Source organism: Pseudomonas sp. J452 (assembly GCF_024666525.1).
GTDB lineage: Bacteria > Pseudomonadota > Gammaproteobacteria > Pseudomonadales > Pseudomonadaceae > Aquipseudomonas.
In genome coordinates this window covers 1,976,143-1,993,506 of record NZ_CP088294.1, presented here as the reverse complement: position 1 = coordinate 1,993,506, position 17,364 = coordinate 1,976,143, and the positions used below count along the sequence as shown (strand labels likewise).

The following is a 17,364-nucleotide window of genomic DNA, read 5'->3' as shown; positions in this document are numbered from 1 at the left end:
GAGCTCCACTAGCGGACAAAAAAGGGCGGCCAGCCTAGCACAGGCCGTCATTCATGACCCCACCGCGGTGGTTCGATTTCGTCGGCAACGCTCGGAGCAGTAACGCACCTCAGCCCAACAACGGCTCCACTTCTTGCGCCAGTTGAAGGGTAAACCGCATACCGCACAGTGCTTCACCGGCAATGCGGCCTTCTTCACAGCACTTCCCCGGCATCCAGCTGCGCCAGCAGTTGCTCGCCGCGCTGCCACAACGCCTGCTGCTTGGCCTCGGGCATGCGCTCGAGGTTCTTGTAGACCATGCCCAGGCGCTGGTTGCGCCCCAACTGCTCGCGGTGGCGCATCAGGAAGTGCCAGTACAGCGCATTGAACGGGCAGGCCTGCTCACCGGTGCTCTGAGTGACCTTGTAGGCACAATCGCCGCAGTAGTCGGACATCCGCTTGATGTACTGGCCGCTGGCGCAATAGGGCTTGGAGCCCAGATAGCCGCCATCGGCATGCATGACCATACCGAGGGTATTGGGCAACTCGACCCAGTCGAAGGCATCCATGTACACCGCCAGATACCAGTCACAGACCTGCTGCGGGGCGATGCCGGCGAGCAGGGCGAAGTTGCCGGTGACCATCAGCCGTTGGATATGGTGGGCATAGGCGTATTCGAGCGTCTGCCCGATGGCCTGACGCATGCAGTTCATCCGGGTCTTGCCGGTCCAGTAGAACTCCGGCAGCGGCCGGGTGTTGCCGAAGGCATTGCACTGGGCGTAGCCAGGCATGTGCAGCCAGTAAATGCCCCGCACATATTCGCGCCAGCCGATCAACTGGCGAATAAACCCTTCCGCTGCATTCAGCGGCACGCGCCCCGCCCAATAGGCCGACTCGACATCCGCACAGAGGCGACGCAGATCGAGCAGGCCGATATTCAATGCCGCACTGATGCGCGCGTGGAACAGAAAGGGCTCGCCCGTGGCCATGGCATCCTGATAGTCGCCGAAGGCCGGCAGGGCGAAATCGAGAAAGTGCAGCCACAGCGCCTCGGCTTCGGCATGGGTTACCGGGTAATCGAAGCGCTCCAGGCTGCCGTAGTGATGAGCGAAGCGCAGCGCCACCAGCTGCAACACCTCGCAGGTGATCGCATCCCGCGCAAAGCTCGCCACCATGGGCGCCTTGAGCTGCTTCGGCAGCGCCTTGCGGTTCTCCGCATCGAAATTCCACGTACCGCCCACCGGGCTGCCGTCGCCATTCAGCAGCCAACCGCCCTTGCGGCGCATCTCGCGGTAGAAATACTCCATGCGCAGCTGCTTCTTGCCGCTGGCCCAGTCGGCGAACTCGCTTCGACTGCAGAGAAAGCGCGCGTCCGCGTGCCACACCAGCGGCAAGCCGCTGTCACGCAACGACTGCTCCAGCCGCCAGTCGCCACATTCGGTGACATGCACTTCGGCAGGCTGCAGCTGTGTCGCCCAACGGCGCAGCTCAGTCGCGATCGAACCGCTGTTACCCTGATCATCCAGGCGCACGTAATGCACGCACCAGCCCTGCTCGCGCAACGCCTCGGCAAAGTGCCGCATGGCACTGAAGATCAGCGCGATCTTCTGCGGGTGATGGGCAACATGACTGGCCTCCTCCATCACCTCGGCCAGCAGCACGGCATCTTGTGCCGGGTCCAGCGCCGCCAGGCAAGCCAGGTCGAAGGACAGCTGATCGCCCAGCACCAGGGCCAGACGCGGGCCACTCACCAGGCGTTGTTCATCGAGATCGGCACCCGCAGCGGCTCGCTGGCGGCAGGCGGCATGCCGCACATCTCGTCATGCACCTCGGCGTGCACCAGATGGAAGGGCAACCGCGGCAGCTCGCGCAATACATCGCGGGCATGCTCCACGGAGCGCAGGTGCAGGGTCTTGCCGTGCTCGTCCTTGACCGGCAGCGTTTGGCCATCCATGCGCACTTCCAGCACATAGATGCCGCCTTCGAGGGAGATAAGGTTCAACTCATCGACATGCCCGGCTTGGGCATGGGCTAGCAGATCGAACAGTCTCATGGCGCGCCTCGCATCAATCTTATACAAGAATATGTACAAATATAATTTTTGTACAATAAAAGACTGACGCAAGGTAGAAATGAAACCGCCCGTCCGTTATGCAACGGCCGGGCGGCGATTGACGCGCAAGCAGCGGATCAGTGGTCGTGCTTGGTCAGCTTGTCCAAGTAGCCCATGGCGAAGGCCGACACCACGAAGGTCATATGGATGATCACATACCACATCAGATGATCCGGATCGTAGTTCTTGGCATCCATGAACACCTTGAGCAGGTGAATCGAGGAAATCGCCACGATGGAGGCGGCCACCTTCATCTTCAGCGAGCCGGAGTCCATTTTGCCCAGCCAGCTGAGCTTCTCCTTGCCGTCGTCGATGTCCAGCTGGGAGACGAAGTTCTCGTAGCCGGAAATCATCACCATCACCAGCAGGCCGCCGACCAGAGCCATGTCGATCAGCGACAGCAACTTGAGAATCAGCGCGGCCTCCTCCAGGGCAAATACCTGCGGAAGGATGTGATAGACCTCTTGGAAGAACTTCAGCGCCAGGGCCAGCAGGGCCAGGGACAGACCGAAATAGATGGGGGCCAACAGCCAGCGCGACGCGTACATCGCGTTCTCGATAAAGCGTTCCATGAGCTCTCACCAAGTCAGAAAATCCGGCCGCGAGTATACCCAGCCAGCCCTGCCGGACAAAGGCGCGAAAGCTTTGCAGGGTTTATCCCCGGCTGCTGTGGATAACCTTGTGCGCAAGGTTGGGGCGGATGGCTGCAGGCCAGCCCATGTGCCGGCTAGCGTACATTGCGCAAAAAGCGTGCAGTGGGGTGATCAGCTTTCCGGACGGAACTGGTAATCGCCGACATGACGGCAATGCTCGCCATTCAAACGGCGCAGTTCGGCCTGCAGGTGCAGGCGCCAGATCTGCGGCTCCGTGCACTCGACATAACCTTGCACAGCCAGGCACTGGGCAATCGAATCGAGCACTGCTTCGGCCACGAAAGGCCCGTGGAATGGGCCCTGCGCCTTGATCGCGGAAGGTTGGGCGCCCGACATTCCGGCCGCACAGAGCAGCGTCCACAGGCCACGTTCACCGGCCAGCGGACGAATCACGCACTCGATACGGGTGGTCAGGCCCAGGCACTGACGGGTGAGGCAGAGGCTGCGCGGCATGGCGGCGATCCTCGCAAGGTCTGACTTTCAGCCTACACCCCGCCCCACGCGCGGGGAAGGTAAAAGTTATCCCCGCGCACTGTGGATAACTCTGTGGATGGAGCGGGGGAAAGCAGCCCCGAACAGCATGCCCCGTGGCCGCCACCGAACTGGTCAGTGACTGACCAGTTGTCGGCAGGCTGCGTCGTCATTCCTTGGGCTTTTTCGCCGCCGGTTTGGCCCTCGCCTTGATTTCCTTGGGCTTGGCCTCTTCCGCCGGTTTCTCCTCTTCCTCCATGCCCATCTCGGCAATGCTGCGCAGGCGCTCGACCACCCGCGCATTGACGCTGCCTTCCGGGAACTGGCCCTGTTCATCCGGGCTGCCCGCCGCCTCGCCAACCAGCAGGCTGAGCGCCTCGTCGACCTGGCGCACGGCATAGACGTGGAACATACCGCCACGCACCGCCTGCAGCACGCGCTCATCAAGCATCAGGTTGCTGACGTTGGAGTGCGGGATGATCACCCCCTGCTCGCCGGTCAGGCCGCGGGCCTCGCACAGGCGGAAGAAACCTTCGATCTTCTCGTTGACCCCACCGATGGCCTGCACCTCGCCGAACTGGTTGATCGAACCGGTGATGGCGAAGCACTGCTTGAGCGGCGTGCGCGACAGGGCCGAGATCAGCGTGCAGACCTCGCCGAGCGAGGCGCTGTCGCCGTCGACGTAACCGTAGGATTGTTCCAGGGCAATGCTCGCGGAGATCTCCAGGGGGAACTCCTGGGCGTAGCGGCTGCCGAGGAAGCCGGTGAGGATCATCACCCCCTTGGAGTGGATCGGCTGGCCGAGGTTGACCTCGCCCTCGATGTCGACGATGCCGCTGCTGCCCGGATAGACCGTGGCGGAGATGCGCGCCGGTACGCCGAAGGCCGAGTCGCCGACTTCCAGCACGGTCAGGCCGTTGCACTTGCCCACGGCGGCGCCGGCGGTGTCGATCAGGATGATGCCGGCCAGCATGTCGTCGATGATCCGCGCCGACACGCGGCCCGTACGCGTGGCCTTGGCCTTCAGCGCGCGCTCGATATGGCCGGAATCGGTCACCGCATCACCGGCCAGGTTGCGGATGAAGTCCGCCTCGCTGACCAGCTGGAACAGGTCGCCAATTCGCGCCGACAGGCGCCCCTGGTGCTCGGCCAGGCGGGCGCTGTAGGTCGCCAGGCGCGCCACGGCGGCGGCGGTGAGCGGCGCCATGCCCTCTTCCGAGGTGCGGGTCTTCATCAGCTGGGCGAACTGCTCCAGGCTGTCATCGGCCAGCGGGATGTCCTCGTCGAAGTCGACCAGTACGCGGAACATCTCCTGAAAGTCCGGGTCGAGGTCCTGCAGGGTGTAATACAGCTGGCGCGAGCCGATGATCACCACCTTGAGGTGCAGCGGGATCACTTGCGGGGTCAGGGTCACAGTGGCGATGCGGCCGAGGTCGCCGAGTGGCGATTCCATCTTCAGCTGGCGCGATTGCAGGGCGCGCTTGAGCGCATCCCAGACGAACGGCTCGCCAAGCATCTTCTCCGCCTCGAGGATCAGGAAACCACCGTTGGCCCGATGCAGGGCGCCTGGGCGCAGCTGCCGGTAGCTGGTGTAGAGCGCGCCCTGGTCGGTGCTGTATTCGATGCGGCCGAACAGGTTGTCGTAGGTCGGGTGCGACTCGAACACCACGGGAGCGCCGCCGTCGACGTGATGGTCGACCACCAGGCTCGGGGAATACTGCTCTTCGAGCATTTCGCGACGCTGGCCATCGGGCTTCTCATCGACCAGTTGATCGACCACGGTCTTCAGCAGGTTGACCTGCACCGCCTGCAGGTAGGCGCAGACCCCAGCATTCTCCGCGTATTGCTCCGACAGCGGCGCCAGCAGCGGCTGCAGGGCCAGGGTGATGGTTTCCTCGTTGAGCTGGCGCAACTGGTTGCTCAGCTCGCGCTTCCACTGCGGCAGGCCGGTCAGCTCTTCATTCAGGCGTTCTTCCAGGGCCGCGATATCGGTATGGAAGCGCTCGCGCTCGGCTTCCGGCAGCTGGGCGAACTCGGCTTCGTCGAGGGCCTTGCCGTCTTTCATCGGGGTGAAGGCGATATTGCTGCTATCGCGGTACAGCGCCACTTCCTTTTCCAGGGCCAGGCGCTCGACTACATCCAGGGCCTTGTCGTAGCGCTGGTTGAACACGCGATCGATGGCACTTTTCTTCTGTTGGTAGCTCGGCGTCTCGAACACCGCAGGGAAGGTCGACAGCAGGTTGTCGAGCAGGTGGCCGATGTCGCTGATGAAGGTGCCCGCCGTGCCCGGCGGCAGCTCCAGCGCGCGCGGCTCGCGCGGCTCGTCGAAGTGGTTGACGTAGACCCGGTCGACCGGGGTGGCCAGACGTTTGCCTTCGGCCTTGAGGTAGCGTTTGACGAAGGAGAAGCGCCCGGTGCCCGGCTCGCCCATGACGAACACGTTGTAACCGGGGCGCGGCATCGCCACGCCGAACTGCAGGGCCTCGACCGCACGCTCCTGGCCCAGCACGCCGCGGAAGAACTCCAGATCGTCGGTGGTGGTGAAGTTGAACTGTTCAGGAGCGAAGGGGCGGGTCAGGTCATCAGGCGCCAGGTGCAGGCCGGCAGCGAAGGATTCGGGCATCGGAAGTCCTTATCGGGCGGTACAACACCGCGGAAAGTTGGACTCATTCTGGCGCCGCCCTGACGCTGCTGGCAAGGCATCAAGTGGGCGGTTTTTCCGCACAAGCCAGGCAACACTCGGCGGTCGGTAACGCGGCCAGGCGCGCCGGATTAATCGGCTCACCACAGCGCAGGCAGTCGCCATAGCGGCCCTCGTCGAGACGCTGGCGCGCCAGGCCGACCTGGCGCAATCCGGCCGCGGCCTCGGCCAGCAGGGCTTCCAGCACTTCATCGTTCTGCCGTTCCTGGGCCTGCTCGGCAAAATCGGCCTGATGGGGCAGGCCGAGGTCACGACGAATCGAATTGGCACGCTTGCTGTACTCGGCGAACAGTTGATCTAGAGCGGCGCGCGGATCGAAGGTAGTCATGGCAAACTCCGTGATAGTTTCCATCAGTGTGGCCATTTCTTTGCCGCTTGCACTGATAGCCGTCAAGCACAGGCCCGGTAAGCCCGGCAGGCTGCCGCTTATTGATACCCGTCAATCACAGCGTCATCTCAGCACATCAAGCTACCGGTGAGACCTGGCATTGCCCAAACAGCTCACTATGCTTGCAGCAATATAGCCCCCAGCTTTTCAGGCCAGGGGGCAAGCCAGGCCATCAGCAATCACTAAGAAAAACCACCATCAGGAGCTCTACATGACCAAGTGCCTTGCTACATCCCTGCTGACCGCCAGCCTGCTGCTTTCCGGCTGCGCCAGCACGCTGGTGGAGCCCGCCCAGTACTCGGGCTTTCTGCAGGACTACAACCGCCTGAGCGAGCAGACCAGCCCGAGTGGGGTCAAGGTGGCGCGCTGGGTCGATCCGAATCTGGACATCAGTCGCTATACCCAGGTGTATATCGAGCCCAGCCAGTTCCATCCGCGCCCGCAGCCCAACTCGCGCATCCCGCAGGCCACCCTGAACGACGTCACCCGCTACTACGACCAGGCCCTGAGGCGCGAACTGGGCAAGGTAATTAGCATCGCCGACGCGCCAACCAGCTCGGCCTTGATCATTCGCCCGGCCATCACCGCCGTGTCGGCGGAAACCGAAGGCCTGCAACCCTATGAAGTGATCCCGATTGCCCTGGTACTGGCTGCCGCGACCACCGCCGCTGGCCAGCGCGACCAGACAGTGGAAATCGCCACCGAAGCTTCCTTCGTCGACGGTGGCAGCAGCAAGGTGGTCGCCGAAGTAGTACGCAAGGGCGCAGGCACCAGCCTGGAAAACAGCAAACAGGTGCTCAGCGCCAGCGATGTGAAGCCGGTCATTGATGGCTGGGCCACCGACATGCGCCTGTCTCTCGAACAACTGCGCGCCAAGCAGTGAATCCCACGCGTTCCGCCTACTCTAAAAATGGGCGGAGCCTAAACAACGGCAAGGAGAACCACCATGCGCCTTAAACCCGCACATTACCTGACCATCCTGGGCCTGCTCTGCAGCCCGCTGGCCATGGCCACCAGCTTCGTGGTCACTACCGACACCACGATCGAGTCGATTGGTGGCACCAGCGATGCCACGTCCTCGTCGTTCAAGGATGACAAGATCATCCTGCAGGCACAGGACGACGCCGCCAGTTTCGTCGCCAGCCAGGGCGAAATACGCGGCGCCTTCCTCGAAGTCGCCCTCCGCCATGCCCGCACGCACTACCCCACTGGCGAAGCCAGCGACATGCAACTGGCGCAGGCCATGCTGGCGCGCTGAAAGCGACACGCAAAAAAGGCCCCGTCGCCGGATATGCCTGACACGGCATATCCGGCGACGGGGCCTTTGTACTTAGTGGAACGGGAAGAAGTAGTTCATCCAGGACGACATGCGCAGCAGAATCTTGCGCATCACCGCCACATGATGGAAATGCTCGGTATAGAGCGCAGCCTGGCCATAAGAGCCGCCCGGCATCAGGTCGCGGTAAGGCTCGAAGGCCGGATCGATCACTTCCAGCACCACCGGCACCCGGCCGGCCGGCGGCGAACCGGTAAAGCCCATCAGGTTGCCCGAGGGCTGCAACTGGCCTTCGGCAATCACCGGCAGCACCATCTTCACCCGCGCCTTGAATACCTGCCCCGGCAGGCCATCGAAAGCGATCTCGGCATCATCGCCCGTGCTCAGGCGCAGTTGGCTGTTCTGCCGCATCCAGGCCACATAGGAATAATCCTCGTGGGGCACGAAGATCATCGCCGGGCGTAGCGGCATCTTCACCGCGTAGATACCGGGACGCAGCGTCACCTGGGTGACATAACCGCGCGAGGGCGCCCGCACCACCGTATTGTCCAGTTCGAACTGAGCGATATTGAGCTGCGCCTGCAGGTCATCGACCCGCGCCGTGGTTATATCGACATCACGCCGATTACCCACATTGCGCTTGGCCAGCTCGCGGGCGCGGAACTGATCGGCCCTGGCCGAAACCAGTTGCGCCTTGAACGACTTCACCCGATTTTCGAACGGTGTCGGGTCGATGCGGAACAGCACCTCGCCCTTTTCCATGAGCCGGTTGCCCTGCACCGGCACCTCGATCACCTGGCCGCTGACTGCCGGCACGATCGGCGTGCTGACGAAGTAGCTGCGCGACACTTCCGAATAGGGATGGTTGTAGTTCATCAGGAAGATCAGGCTGCCGATCAGCACGATGCCACCGAGCATGGCCGTAGGCACGGTCCACTTGTTCAGCGGAATCTTGAAGACCTTGAAGATGACGACGCAGATGGCGGTGTAGGTCAGGATCAACAACAAATCCATGGCTCAGCCCTCCTGCTGCGGCGTGGGTGCAACCGGTGCCGCGGGGGCGTCAACCACGCTCGGCGCGCTGCTACTGGCAAGCACATCGAGGCGCTGCTGTATGGCCCCGACCTGCTGCTCCAGCGCCTGCAGACGCGGGCTCTGCGCAGACTCGCCGGTGGAAAAGCCCCAACCGCGATCCTCCCGGTACAAGGTTGCCCAGATCCACAGGAACGGCCAGATCACATGCAGGGTGAACAGGCTGACCCAGCCCGCCACCAGAATCGCATCCTGTTGCGGATGCTTGCGGTGCACGGCTATTTCGTAGGGGATGTCATGAATGACGATCACCCCATAGAACAGCACGATGCCGACGAAAATCAGAATCCCCAGTGCCACGTAGTCCAGCATTTCCCTGCCCCCAGTTATCAACACGCATACATGCGCCTGAGGCTAGCAGCCAAGCCAGTGCAAGGCGAGCAATACCCGCACCAGCCGCAGAGTCGACATGACGCAGGTCAAGCCAACTTTCAATAGCTTTCTGCGCGCTTGCTAGTTGGAGATTGCGCACTACATTCCATAAGGCAAGGGACGCCCGTACCAATAAATGGCACGCAGTAAACGGCGCCCCAGCGCAACACCAAAGCCAGACCGTTCTGCAAGGCCATGGGGGCTAGCATGTTTAAACCAGGTCATCTTCACCGCACTACACCACTCAATATGCCGAACATGCCGAAGTTCGAGATCGACGTGTTCTATGAGGTTCGCCGCGACGCGGTCGAAGGCATGCTGATGCACTTCAAAGTGACGGGCACCATCGAGGGCCGCGAGTTCTGCGAAGAGTTCGACATGCACCGCGATACCGCCTTCAACTTCGCCAGCCTGATCACCAAGGCAGTGGTCAAACACGGATTGTCACCCAACTCCAGCCCAATCATGCGCGGGCATGCCGAGTACGACGCCATGTTCAAGGACATCCGCGAGCAGCTTGGGGCGAAACCAGGCGAGCCGGTCGACTTCGACCACCTCGAGAAAGATGGCCTGTGAGCCTGCCATAGCGCACAGATGGCCGCCCCGTCAGAGAGCGGTGGCCCAGCGCCACGGCGCCACATAACCAGCACGGAGGACAGATTGAGTTGAACGGCATTCATCAGTGCACAGCGCTCAGCAGTCTGCACGGCATGGCCGAGGTGCACGGTCATGCTTTGGTCATCACCACCACTGCCTAATAAAAAAACGCTGCCAATACAGCCTAGGGGGCAACATGACGGACTCAAGCAACAAACTTAAACTCGGTGCTCTGGTCGCCCTGGTCGTCGGCTCCATGGTCGGTGGCGGGATCTTCTCGCTGCCGCAGAACATTGCCGCCAGCGCCAGTGCCGGCGCCACTCTGATCGGCTGGCTGATCACCGGCGTGGGCATGCTGACCCTGGCCTTCGTCTTCCAGACCCTGGCCAACCGCAAGCCGCAACTGGACGGCGGCGTGTATGTCTACGCCAAGGCCGGTTTTGGCGACTACATGGGCTTCTCCTCGGCCTGGGGCTACTGGATCAGCGCCTGGATCGGCAACGTCAGCTACATGGTGCTGCTGTTCTCCACCCTCGGTTACTTCTTCCCGGTATTCGGCGAGGGCAACACCCTGCCGGCCATCATCTGCGCCTCGGTACTGCTGTGGCTGCTGCACTTCCTGGTGCTGCGCGGGATCAAGGAAGCGGCGTTCATCAACACCGTCACCACCATCGCCAAGATGGTGCCGCTGGCGCTGTTCATCGTGATTGCCGCCATCGCCTTCAAGATGGACGTGTTCACCGGCGACTTCTGGGGTGAGAGCAATACCGAGCTGGGCAGCGTGATGGATCAGGTACGCAACATGATGCTGGTCACCGTCTGGGTATTCATCGGCATCGAAGGGGCGAGCATCTTCTCCGCCCGCGCCGAGAAACGCAGCGACGTCGGCAAGGCCACGGTGATCGGCTTCGTCGGCGTATTGTTGCTTCTGGTGCTGGTCAACCTGCTGTCCCAGGGCATCCTGGCCCAGGCCCAGCTGTCCGGGCTGAAGAACCCGTCGATGGCCGGCGTACTCGAGCATGTGGTCGGCCCGTGGGGCGCCATGCTGATCAGTGTCGGCCTGATCGTGTCCCTAGCCGGAGCCCTGCTGTCGTGGACCCTGCTGTGCGCGGAGATCATCTTCTCCTCGGCCAAGGACCACACCATGCCGGAGTTCCTGCGCAAGGAGAACGTCAACCATGTACCGGTCAATGCGCTGTGGCTGTCCAACGGCCTGATCCAGCTGTTCCTCGTCATCACCCTGTTCAACGACGCCACTTACCTCAAGCTGCTGTACCTGGCCACCTCGATGATCCTGGTGCCGTACTTCTGGTCCAGCGCCTACGCGGTGCTGCTGGCGGTGCGCGGCGAGACCTACGAGAACGATGCCGGTCAACGTAACAAGGATCTGCTGATCGCCCTGATCTCGACTATCTACGCGGTGTGGCTGGTGTATGCCGCGGGCGTGCAGTACCTGCTGCTCTCCGCACTGCTCTACGCGCCGGGTGCCATCCTGTTCGCCAAGGCCAAGCGCGAACTGGGCCAACCGGTGTTCACCAATATCGAAAAAGTGATCTTCGTTGTCGTCCTGATCGGCGCCGGCATTGCCGCCTACGGTCTCTACGACGGCTTCCTCAGCCTTTAAGAGAAGGAGTTCGAACATGAGCAAGAAGAAACTTGGCGTCCATTCCGAAGCCGGCAAACTGCACAAGGTGATGGTCTGCTCGCCGGGCCTGGCGCACCTGCGCCTGACCCCGAACAACTGCGACGAGCTGCTGTTCGACGACGTGATCTGGGTTTCCCAGGCCAAGCGTGACCACTTCGACTTCATGACCAAGATGCGCGAGCGCGGCATCGACGTGGTGGAGATGCACAACCTGCTCGAAGAGACGATCAAGAACCCCGAAGCCCTGAAATGGGTTCTCGACCGCAAGATTACCGCCAACAGCGTCGGCCTCGGCCTGCAGAGCGAGGTGCGTGATTTCATCGAAAGTCTGGAGTCGCGGCGCATCGCCGAGTTCCTGATAGGCGGCGTGGCCGGCTCCGATCTGGTGAAGTACAAGGACTCCGAGGCTGCGAAGATGTTCGCCGCTTATCAGGGCGAGTCGAGCTTCCTCTTCCCGCCGCTGCCCAATACCCAGTTCACCCGTGACACCACCTGCTGGATCTATGGCGGTGTGACGCTCAATCCCATGTACTGGCCAGCCCGTCGCCAGGAAACCCTGCTGGCCAGTGCCATCTACAAATTCCACCCGGACTTCATCAACGAAGAATATGAGGTCTGGTACGGCGATCCGGACAAGGATCACGGCGCCGCCACCCTCGAAGGTGGCGACGTGATGCCGATCGGCAACGGTACCGTGCTGATCGGCATGGGTGAGCGCAGCTCGCACCAGGCCATCGGCCAGGTGGCCAAGGCCCTGTTCGACAAAGGCGCCGCCGACAGGGTGGTAGTCGCCGGCCTCGGCAAGTCGCGCGCAGCCATGCACCTGGACACCGTGTTCAGCTTCTGCGACCGCGACCTGGTGACCGTCTTCCCGGAAGTGGCCTACAACATCGTGCCCTTCGTACTCCGGCCGGACGAGAGCAAGCCGGGCGGCATCGACGTGCGCCGCGAGGATAAATCCTTCATCGACGTGGTCGCCGAATCCCTCAACCTGAAGAAATTGCGCGTGGTGGAAACCGGCGGTGACAGCTTCGAGGCCGAGCGCGAACAGTGGGACGACGGCAACAACGTGGTCTGCCTGGAGCCAGGCGTGGTGGTCGGCTATGACCGCAACACCTACACCAACACCCTGCTGCGCAAGGCCGGTGTCGAGGTCGTCACCATCAGCGCCAGCGAACTCGGCCGCGGCCGTGGCGGTGGTCACTGCATGACCTGCCCGATCATCCGCGACCCGATCGACTACTAATCCCTATCCCGGTGGCTGTAACCCAGCCGCCCGCCCCGCCAGCCATTTGCAGTTCTGACGCGGCCAGGTTTCCAGTTGCCTACAAGGAGAAAGAACCATGGCGTTCAATATGCACAACCGCAACCTGCTCAGTCTGATGCACCACAGCACTCGCGAGCTGCGCTATCTGCTCGATCTGTCGCGCGACCTCAAGCGCGCCAAATACACCGGCACCGAGCAGCCACACCTGCTGCGCAAGAACATTGCGCTGATCTTCGAGAAGACCTCGACCCGCACTCGCTGCGCCTTCGAAGTGGCCGCCTATGACCAGGGCGCCAACGTCACCTACATCGACCCGGGCTCCTCGCAGATTGGCCACAAGGAGAGCATGAAAGACACCGCCCGCGTGCTCGGGCGCATGTACGACGCCATCGAATACCGCGGTTTCAAGCAGGAAATCGTTGAGGAACTGGCCAGCTATGCCGGCGTACCGGTGTTCAACGGCCTGACCGACGAATACCACCCGACCCAGATGCTCGCCGACGTGCTGACCATGCGTGAATTCAGCGACAAGCCGCTGCACGAGATCAGCTACGCCTACCTGGGTGACGCGCGCAACAACATGGGCAACTCGCTGCTGCTGATCGGCGCCAAGCTGGGCATGGATGTGCGTATCGCCGCACCCAAGGCGCTGTGGCCGACTGACGAGCATGTTGCCGCCTGCAAGAAGTTCGCCGAGGAAAGCGGCGCGCGCATCACCCTCACCGAAGATCCCAAGGCCGCGGTCAAGGGCGTCGATTTCGTCCATACCGACGTCTGGGTATCCATGGGCGAGCCGGTCGAAGCCTGGGCCGAGCGTATCGAGCAACTGCTGCCCTACCAGGTCAACAGCGCGCTGATGCAGGCTGCCGGCAACCCACGCGTCAAGTTCATGCACTGCCTGCCCGCCTTCCATAACAGCGACACCAAGGTCGGCAAGCAGATCGCCGAGAAGTACCCGCACCTGAAGAACGGCATCGAAGTGACCGAGGATGTGTTCGAGTCGCCGTGGTGCATCGCCTTCGAGCAGGCGGAAAACCGCATGCACACCATCAAGGCGATCCTGGTTTCGACCCTGGCCGATATCTAAACCCCAAAAAGCTGTGCGCTTGCCTCCCCTCTCCCGCTTGCGGGAGAGGGGCTGGGGGAGAGGGTTTATCCGACGATTCCGAGTCGCCTGATCACCCTCTCCCCAGCCCTCTCCCATGAATGGGAGAGGGAGCCGATCGTGCATCACCCCGGCTACGAACAAGGAGAACACCATGCGACTCGTCATCGCCCTGGGCGGTAACGCCCTGCTTCGCCGCGGCGAAGCCATGACCGCCGAGAACCAACGCGAGAACGTGCGCATCGCCTGCGAGCAGATCGCCAAGATCGCTACCGGCAACGAGCTGGTGGTGGCCCACGGCAACGGCCCGCAAGTCGGCCTGCTGGCCCTGCAAGGCAACGCCTACGATGCCAAGAACCCCTACCCGCTGGACGTGCTCGGGGCCGAAACCGAAGGCATGATCGGCTACATGATCGAACAGGAGCTGGGTAACCTGCTGCCCGTCGAGGTGCCCTTCGCCACCCTGCTCACCCAGGTTGAAGTCGATCCCAACGACCCAGCCTTCCAGCACATGACCAAGCCCATCGGCCCGGTCTACGCCAAGGCGGAAGCCGAGCAACTGGCCGCCGAGAAAGGCTGGACCATCGCACCCGATGGTGACAAGTTCCGTCGCGTCGTCGCCAGCCCACGACCCAAGCGCATCTTCGAGATTCGTCCACTCAAGTGGCTGCTGGAAAAGGGCACCATCGTGATTGCCGCCGGTGGCGGCGGCATCCCGACCATGTACAAAGACGGCAAGCTGGTCGGGGTGGAAGCGGTGATCGACAAGGATCTCTGCTCAGCATTTCTGGCCACCGAACTGCAAGCCGACCTGCTGGTGATCGCCACCGATGTTGATGCCACCTATATCGACTGGGGCAAACCAACCCAGAAGGCCATCGCCCAGGCCCACCCCGACGAACTGGAACGCCTCGGCTTTGCCGCGGGCTCCATGGGGCCGAAAGTCCAGGCGGCCTGCGAGTTCGCCCGCGACACCGGCAAGGTGGCGGTGATCGGATCGTTGCCGGACATCGAAGCCATCGTTCAGGGCAAGGCCGGCACCCGCATCAGCACCGCGCAACCCGGCGTGAGCTATCGCTGAGGCCTGATCACGGCTCCGTCACCCGCGTGACGGGGCCGTGATCACTCTGAAGATCGCCGGGTGCCGCGCTTACTGCGCGTAAACCTGCACCAGCAAGGGCGAATCGAACATCGCCGCCGGCGAAATCACCTGCTCATCCAGTGGCACCTGCTCGCCATAGCGTTCGCGCATCTTGCTGCGCACCGCAGCCGAACTCAGATCGAAGTCGCGGATCTGCTGCAGAGCGCCGATTTCCAGCCCGAGGGCGCGCTGGTAGATTTTCCACACCAGTTCGGAGCAGTACAGGCGCTGATCCGACCATTCGAACGTCAGGTCGTAGCGGCGCCCGGCAAACGGCGCCGCCTCGGCCCGCAGGCGGCGCAGGGCCGGCTCGTCCAGCAGGCGATCGGCCTCGCGCAGCCGCTTGAGCACATAGTGACCACCTTCGCCGCGGGCGATCCACTCGGCCAGCGGCGTGTACTTGACCCGCGCACTGGCCTCGTAAACCTGCGGCTGGCCATCACGGTAGAGCACCAGGCCCATGTGGCTGTAGCGCGAATGGGTGGCCTGCTGAATCGCCAGGCTCTGCGTCGAGCGCGACGGGTGGAAGATGATGTCGCCTTCGCGCACCTCCAGCGCCACAGCCTGGCCGACACTACAGAGCGCGGCCAGCAGGGCGGCGCGCATTCCTTGCCTTCTGAGCATGTCCTTCTCCTTGCAGACACCAATGACCCGAGCGGGTGGATTATCGCCATGACGCGGGGGCGCTGCTGCCAACGGCCTGGCGCTTTGCCGCAGAACAAATGAAAACGGAGCCTTGCGGCTCCGTTTGCATTGCAGCGCGAGTTACTGCGCCAGCTTCTTGTAACGCACGCGGTGCGGCTGCGCGGCGGCATCGCCCAGGCGTTTTTTGCGGTCGACTTCGTACTCGGTGTAGTTGCCTTCGAAGAACTCGATGTGAGAGTCATCTTCGTACGCCAGGATGTGCGTGGCCACACGGTCGAGGAACCAGCGATCGTGAGAGATCACGATGGCCGCGCCGGGGAAGTCGAGCAGCGCTTCCTCCAGCGAACGCAGGGTTTCCACGTCGAGGTCGTTGGACGGCTCGTCGAGCAGCAGGACGTTGGCGCCCTCTTTCAGGGTCAGGGCCAGGTGCAGACGGCCGCGCTCACCACCGGAGAGGTCCTTGACGAACTTCTGCTGGTCGCCCCCCTTGAAGTTGAAGCGACCGACATAGCCACGCGACGGCACCTCGTAGTTGCCGATCTTGATCATGTCGGAGCCGCCGGACACGGCTTCCCACACAGTCTTGCTGCCATCGAGGTCTTCACGGCTCTGGTCGACGCAGGCCAGCTGCACGGTGTCGCCGATCTCGATGCTGCCCGAATCCGGCTGCTCCTTGCCCATCAGCATGCGGAACAGGGTCGACTTACCGGCGCCGTTACCGCCGATCACGCCGACGATGGCGCCCTTGGGCATGCTGAACGACAGGTTGTCGATCAGCGCACGGTCGCCGTAGCCCTTGCTGACGTTGACGAAGTCGATGACCTTGTCGCCCAGGCGCTGACCGGCCGGGATGTAGATCTCGTTGGTCTCGCTGCGTTTCTGGAATTCCTGCGACTGCATTTCCTCGAAACGCTGCAGACGCGCCTTGGACTTGGACTGGCGAGCCTTGGCGCCTTTGCGCACCCACTCCAGCTCTTCCTTCATGGCCTTTTCATGGGCCGACTGCTGCTTGGATTCCTGGGCCAGGCGGTTGGATTTCGCCTCCAGCCAGCCGGAGTAGTTGCCCTCGTACGGGATGCCGGCGCCGCGGTCGAGTTCGAGAATCCAGCCGGCGACGTTGTCGAGGAAGTAGCGATCGTGGGTGATCGCCACCACGGTGCCCGGGAAGTCGTGGAGGAAGTGCTCCAGCCAGGCCACCGAGTCGGCGTCCAGGTGGTTGGTCGGCTCGTCCAGCAGCAGCATGTCGGGGGCCGACAGCAGCAGGCGGCACAGCGCCACGCGGCGCTTCTCGCCACCGGACAGGTGTTCGATGCGCGCATCCCAGGCCGGCAGGCGCAGGGCGTCGGCGGCGACTTCCAGCTGGCGCTCGAGGTTGTGGCCGTCGCTGGCCTGCAGGATGGCTTCCAGCTTGGCCTGCTCGGCGGCCAGGGCGTCGAAGTCGGCATCCGGCTCGGCGTAGGCGGCATACACCTCGTCCAGACGGGCCTGGGCCTGCTTGATCTGGCCTACGGCCTCTTCGACGATCTCGCGCACGCTCTTGCTCGGGTCGAGCTGCGGCTCCTGCGGCAGGTAGCCGACGTTGATGCCGGGCATGGCGCGGGCTTCGCCGTCGAACTCGGTGTCGACGCCAGCCATGATGCGCAGCAGGGTCGACTTACCGGCACCGTTGAGGCCAAGCACGCCAATCTTGGCGCCCGGGAAGAACGACAGGGAGATGTTCTTGAGGATTTCCCGCTTCGGCGGCACGACCTTGCCGAGCCGATGCATGGTGTAGACGTATTGAGCCATGGATGACCTTGGTTCTGTATATAAGAAGAGGAGAAACAGCGCCGCCGGCCGATCGACCGCAGCAAAACTTTCCAGCGAATGTGCATGATAGCCGCTAGGCCCGCGCGCGTGCGGCAAAACTACCGAATTGC

General features: G+C 62.8%; 18 protein-coding genes. 7 read left to right on the top strand and 11 right to left on the bottom strand.

The window, feature by feature from the left end; all coding sequences use genetic code 11:
• Positions 1-51 precede the first annotated feature (51 nt).
• From LRS11_RS08900 to LRS11_RS08870, 7 genes are all read right to left on the bottom strand, one after another.
• On the bottom strand, positions 52-198 hold the full coding sequence (locus tag LRS11_RS08900) for a DUF2256 domain-containing protein (protein WP_260496478.1): 147 nt from the start codon (positions 196-198) through the stop codon (positions 52-54).
• Entirely contained in the window at positions 195-1,733 is a 1,539-nt protein-coding gene (locus LRS11_RS08895; RefSeq protein WP_260496889.1) for a cryptochrome/photolyase family protein, read from the bottom strand. Before LRS11_RS08895 ends, LRS11_RS08900 begins: the two co-directional genes overlap by 4 nt.
• Complete coding sequence (locus tag LRS11_RS08890) at positions 1,727-2,032, bottom strand: DUF6482 family protein (RefSeq protein WP_260496477.1); 306 nt, start codon at positions 2,030-2,032, stop codon at positions 1,727-1,729. The genes LRS11_RS08895 and LRS11_RS08890 overlap by 7 nt, the downstream gene beginning before the upstream one ends.
• Before the next feature lie 137 nt (positions 2,033-2,169).
• Entirely contained in the window at positions 2,170-2,664 is a 495-nt protein-coding gene (locus LRS11_RS08885; protein WP_260496476.1) for a TIGR00645 family protein, read from the bottom strand.
• 192 nt (positions 2,665-2,856) lie between these two features.
• Entirely contained in the window at positions 2,857-3,198 is a 342-nt protein-coding gene (locus LRS11_RS08880; RefSeq protein WP_260496475.1) for a hypothetical protein, read from the bottom strand.
• A 187-nt stretch (positions 3,199-3,385) separates the two neighbouring features.
• Positions 3,386-5,839 carry a Lon protease family protein gene (locus LRS11_RS08875; protein ID WP_260496474.1) on the bottom strand — a complete coding sequence of 818 codons (2,454 nt, stop codon included), beginning with the start codon at positions 5,837-5,839 and terminating at the stop codon, positions 3,386-3,388.
• Positions 5,840-5,918: 79 nt separating this feature from the next.
• On the bottom strand, positions 5,919-6,245 hold the full coding sequence (locus tag LRS11_RS08870; protein ID WP_260496473.1) for a TraR/DksA family transcriptional regulator: 327 nt from the start codon (positions 6,243-6,245) through the stop codon (positions 5,919-5,921).
• A 271-nt stretch (positions 6,246-6,516) separates the two neighbouring features.
• On the opposite strand from LRS11_RS08870, the gene LRS11_RS08865 reads away from it, so the two are divergent.
• Both LRS11_RS08865 and LRS11_RS08860 read left to right on the top strand, forming a co-directional pair.
• Positions 6,517-7,188, top strand: coding sequence for a DUF3313 domain-containing protein (locus LRS11_RS08865; RefSeq protein ID WP_260496472.1), 672 nt, complete (start codon positions 6,517-6,519; stop codon positions 7,186-7,188).
• Positions 7,189-7,251: 63 nt separating this feature from the next.
• Complete coding sequence (locus LRS11_RS08860) at positions 7,252-7,563, top strand: DUF2388 domain-containing protein (protein ID WP_260496471.1); 312 nt, start codon at positions 7,252-7,254, stop codon at positions 7,561-7,563.
• Positions 7,564-7,635: 72 nt separating this feature from the next.
• Here the strand turns inward: LRS11_RS08860 and LRS11_RS08855 are convergent, their stop codons facing one another.
• Both LRS11_RS08855 and LRS11_RS08850 read right to left on the bottom strand, forming a co-directional pair.
• The gene (locus LRS11_RS08855) at positions 7,636-8,595 is read right to left on the bottom strand and encodes an HlyD family secretion protein (protein ID WP_260496470.1); all 960 of its coding nucleotides are present in this window, start codon (positions 8,593-8,595) and stop codon (positions 7,636-7,638) included.
• A 3-nt stretch (positions 8,596-8,598) separates the two neighbouring features.
• The gene (locus tag LRS11_RS08850) at positions 8,599-8,985 is read right to left on the bottom strand and encodes a DUF3302 domain-containing protein (protein WP_260496469.1); all 387 of its coding nucleotides are present in this window, start codon (positions 8,983-8,985) and stop codon (positions 8,599-8,601) included.
• A gap of 267 nt (positions 8,986-9,252) precedes the next feature.
• Here LRS11_RS08850 and LRS11_RS08845 point away from each other — a divergent pair, with 267 nt between their 5' ends.
• From LRS11_RS08845 to arcC, 5 genes are all read left to right on the top strand, one after another.
• Complete coding sequence (locus LRS11_RS08845) at positions 9,253-9,621, top strand: DUF5064 family protein (protein ID WP_260496468.1); 369 nt, start codon at positions 9,253-9,255, stop codon at positions 9,619-9,621.
• 217 nt (positions 9,622-9,838) lie between these two features.
• Positions 9,839-11,266: an arginine-ornithine antiporter gene (gene arcD / locus LRS11_RS08840; protein WP_260496467.1), complete on the top strand. Its 1,428-nt coding sequence runs from the start codon at positions 9,839-9,841 to the stop codon at positions 11,264-11,266.
• Between the two features lie 16 nt (positions 11,267-11,282).
• Positions 11,283-12,533, top strand: a complete 1,251-nt coding sequence (gene arcA / locus LRS11_RS08835; RefSeq protein ID WP_260496466.1) for an arginine deiminase — start codon at positions 11,283-11,285, stop codon at positions 12,531-12,533.
• Between the two features lie 97 nt (positions 12,534-12,630).
• Positions 12,631-13,641, top strand: coding sequence for an ornithine carbamoyltransferase (locus LRS11_RS08830; protein ID WP_173209514.1), 1,011 nt, complete (start codon positions 12,631-12,633; stop codon positions 13,639-13,641).
• A 172-nt stretch (positions 13,642-13,813) separates the two neighbouring features.
• A complete protein-coding gene (gene arcC / locus LRS11_RS08825) occupies positions 13,814-14,740 on the top strand; it encodes a carbamate kinase (protein WP_260496465.1) in 927 nt (308 codons plus the stop codon).
• Positions 14,741-14,809: 69 nt separating this feature from the next.
• On the opposite strand, the gene LRS11_RS08820 is transcribed toward arcC, so the two are convergent.
• Together LRS11_RS08820 and ettA are read right to left on the bottom strand one after the other, a co-directional pair.
• Positions 14,810-15,424, bottom strand: a complete 615-nt coding sequence (locus LRS11_RS08820; protein ID WP_260496464.1) for a YiiX family permuted papain-like enzyme — start codon at positions 15,422-15,424, stop codon at positions 14,810-14,812.
• Between the two features lie 141 nt (positions 15,425-15,565).
• Positions 15,566-17,233, bottom strand: a complete 1,668-nt coding sequence (gene ettA / locus LRS11_RS08815) for an energy-dependent translational throttle protein EttA (protein WP_260496463.1) — start codon at positions 17,231-17,233, stop codon at positions 15,566-15,568.
• Positions 17,234-17,364: the final 131 nt, after the last annotated feature.

Coding starts and splice junctions, on each gene's coding strand:
- LRS11_RS08890 (WP_260496477.1), bottom strand. CDS start 2,032: ATGAGACTGTTCGATCTGCTAGCCCATGCCCAAGCCGGGCATGTCGAT.
- LRS11_RS08885 (WP_260496476.1), bottom strand. CDS start 2,664: ATGGAACGCTTTATCGAGAACGCGATGTACGCGTCGCGCTGGCTGTTG.
- LRS11_RS08880 (WP_260496475.1), bottom strand. CDS start 3,198: ATGCCGCGCAGCCTCTGCCTCACCCGTCAGTGCCTGGGCCTGACCACC.
- LRS11_RS08875 (WP_260496474.1), bottom strand. CDS start 5,839: ATGCCCGAATCCTTCGCTGCCGGCCTGCACCTGGCGCCTGATGACCTG.
- LRS11_RS08870 (WP_260496473.1), bottom strand. CDS start 6,245: ATGACTACCTTCGATCCGCGCGCCGCTCTAGATCAACTGTTCGCCGAG.
- LRS11_RS08865 (WP_260496472.1), top strand. CDS start 6,517: ATGACCAAGTGCCTTGCTACATCCCTGCTGACCGCCAGCCTGCTGCTT.
- LRS11_RS08860 (WP_260496471.1), top strand. CDS start 7,252: ATGCGCCTTAAACCCGCACATTACCTGACCATCCTGGGCCTGCTCTGC.
- LRS11_RS08855 (WP_260496470.1), bottom strand. CDS start 8,595: ATGGATTTGTTGTTGATCCTGACCTACACCGCCATCTGCGTCGTCATC.
- LRS11_RS08850 (WP_260496469.1), bottom strand. CDS start 8,985: ATGCTGGACTACGTGGCACTGGGGATTCTGATTTTCGTCGGCATCGTG.
- LRS11_RS08845 (WP_260496468.1), top strand. CDS start 9,253: ATGTTTAAACCAGGTCATCTTCACCGCACTACACCACTCAATATGCCG.
- arcD (WP_260496467.1), top strand. CDS start 9,839: ATGACGGACTCAAGCAACAAACTTAAACTCGGTGCTCTGGTCGCCCTG.
- arcA (WP_260496466.1), top strand. CDS start 11,283: ATGAGCAAGAAGAAACTTGGCGTCCATTCCGAAGCCGGCAAACTGCAC.
- LRS11_RS08830 (WP_173209514.1), top strand. CDS start 12,631: ATGGCGTTCAATATGCACAACCGCAACCTGCTCAGTCTGATGCACCAC.
- arcC (WP_260496465.1), top strand. CDS start 13,814: ATGCGACTCGTCATCGCCCTGGGCGGTAACGCCCTGCTTCGCCGCGGC.
- LRS11_RS08820 (WP_260496464.1), bottom strand. CDS start 15,424: ATGCTCAGAAGGCAAGGAATGCGCGCCGCCCTGCTGGCCGCGCTCTGT.
- ettA (WP_260496463.1), bottom strand. CDS start 17,233: ATGGCTCAATACGTCTACACCATGCATCGGCTCGGCAAGGTCGTGCCG.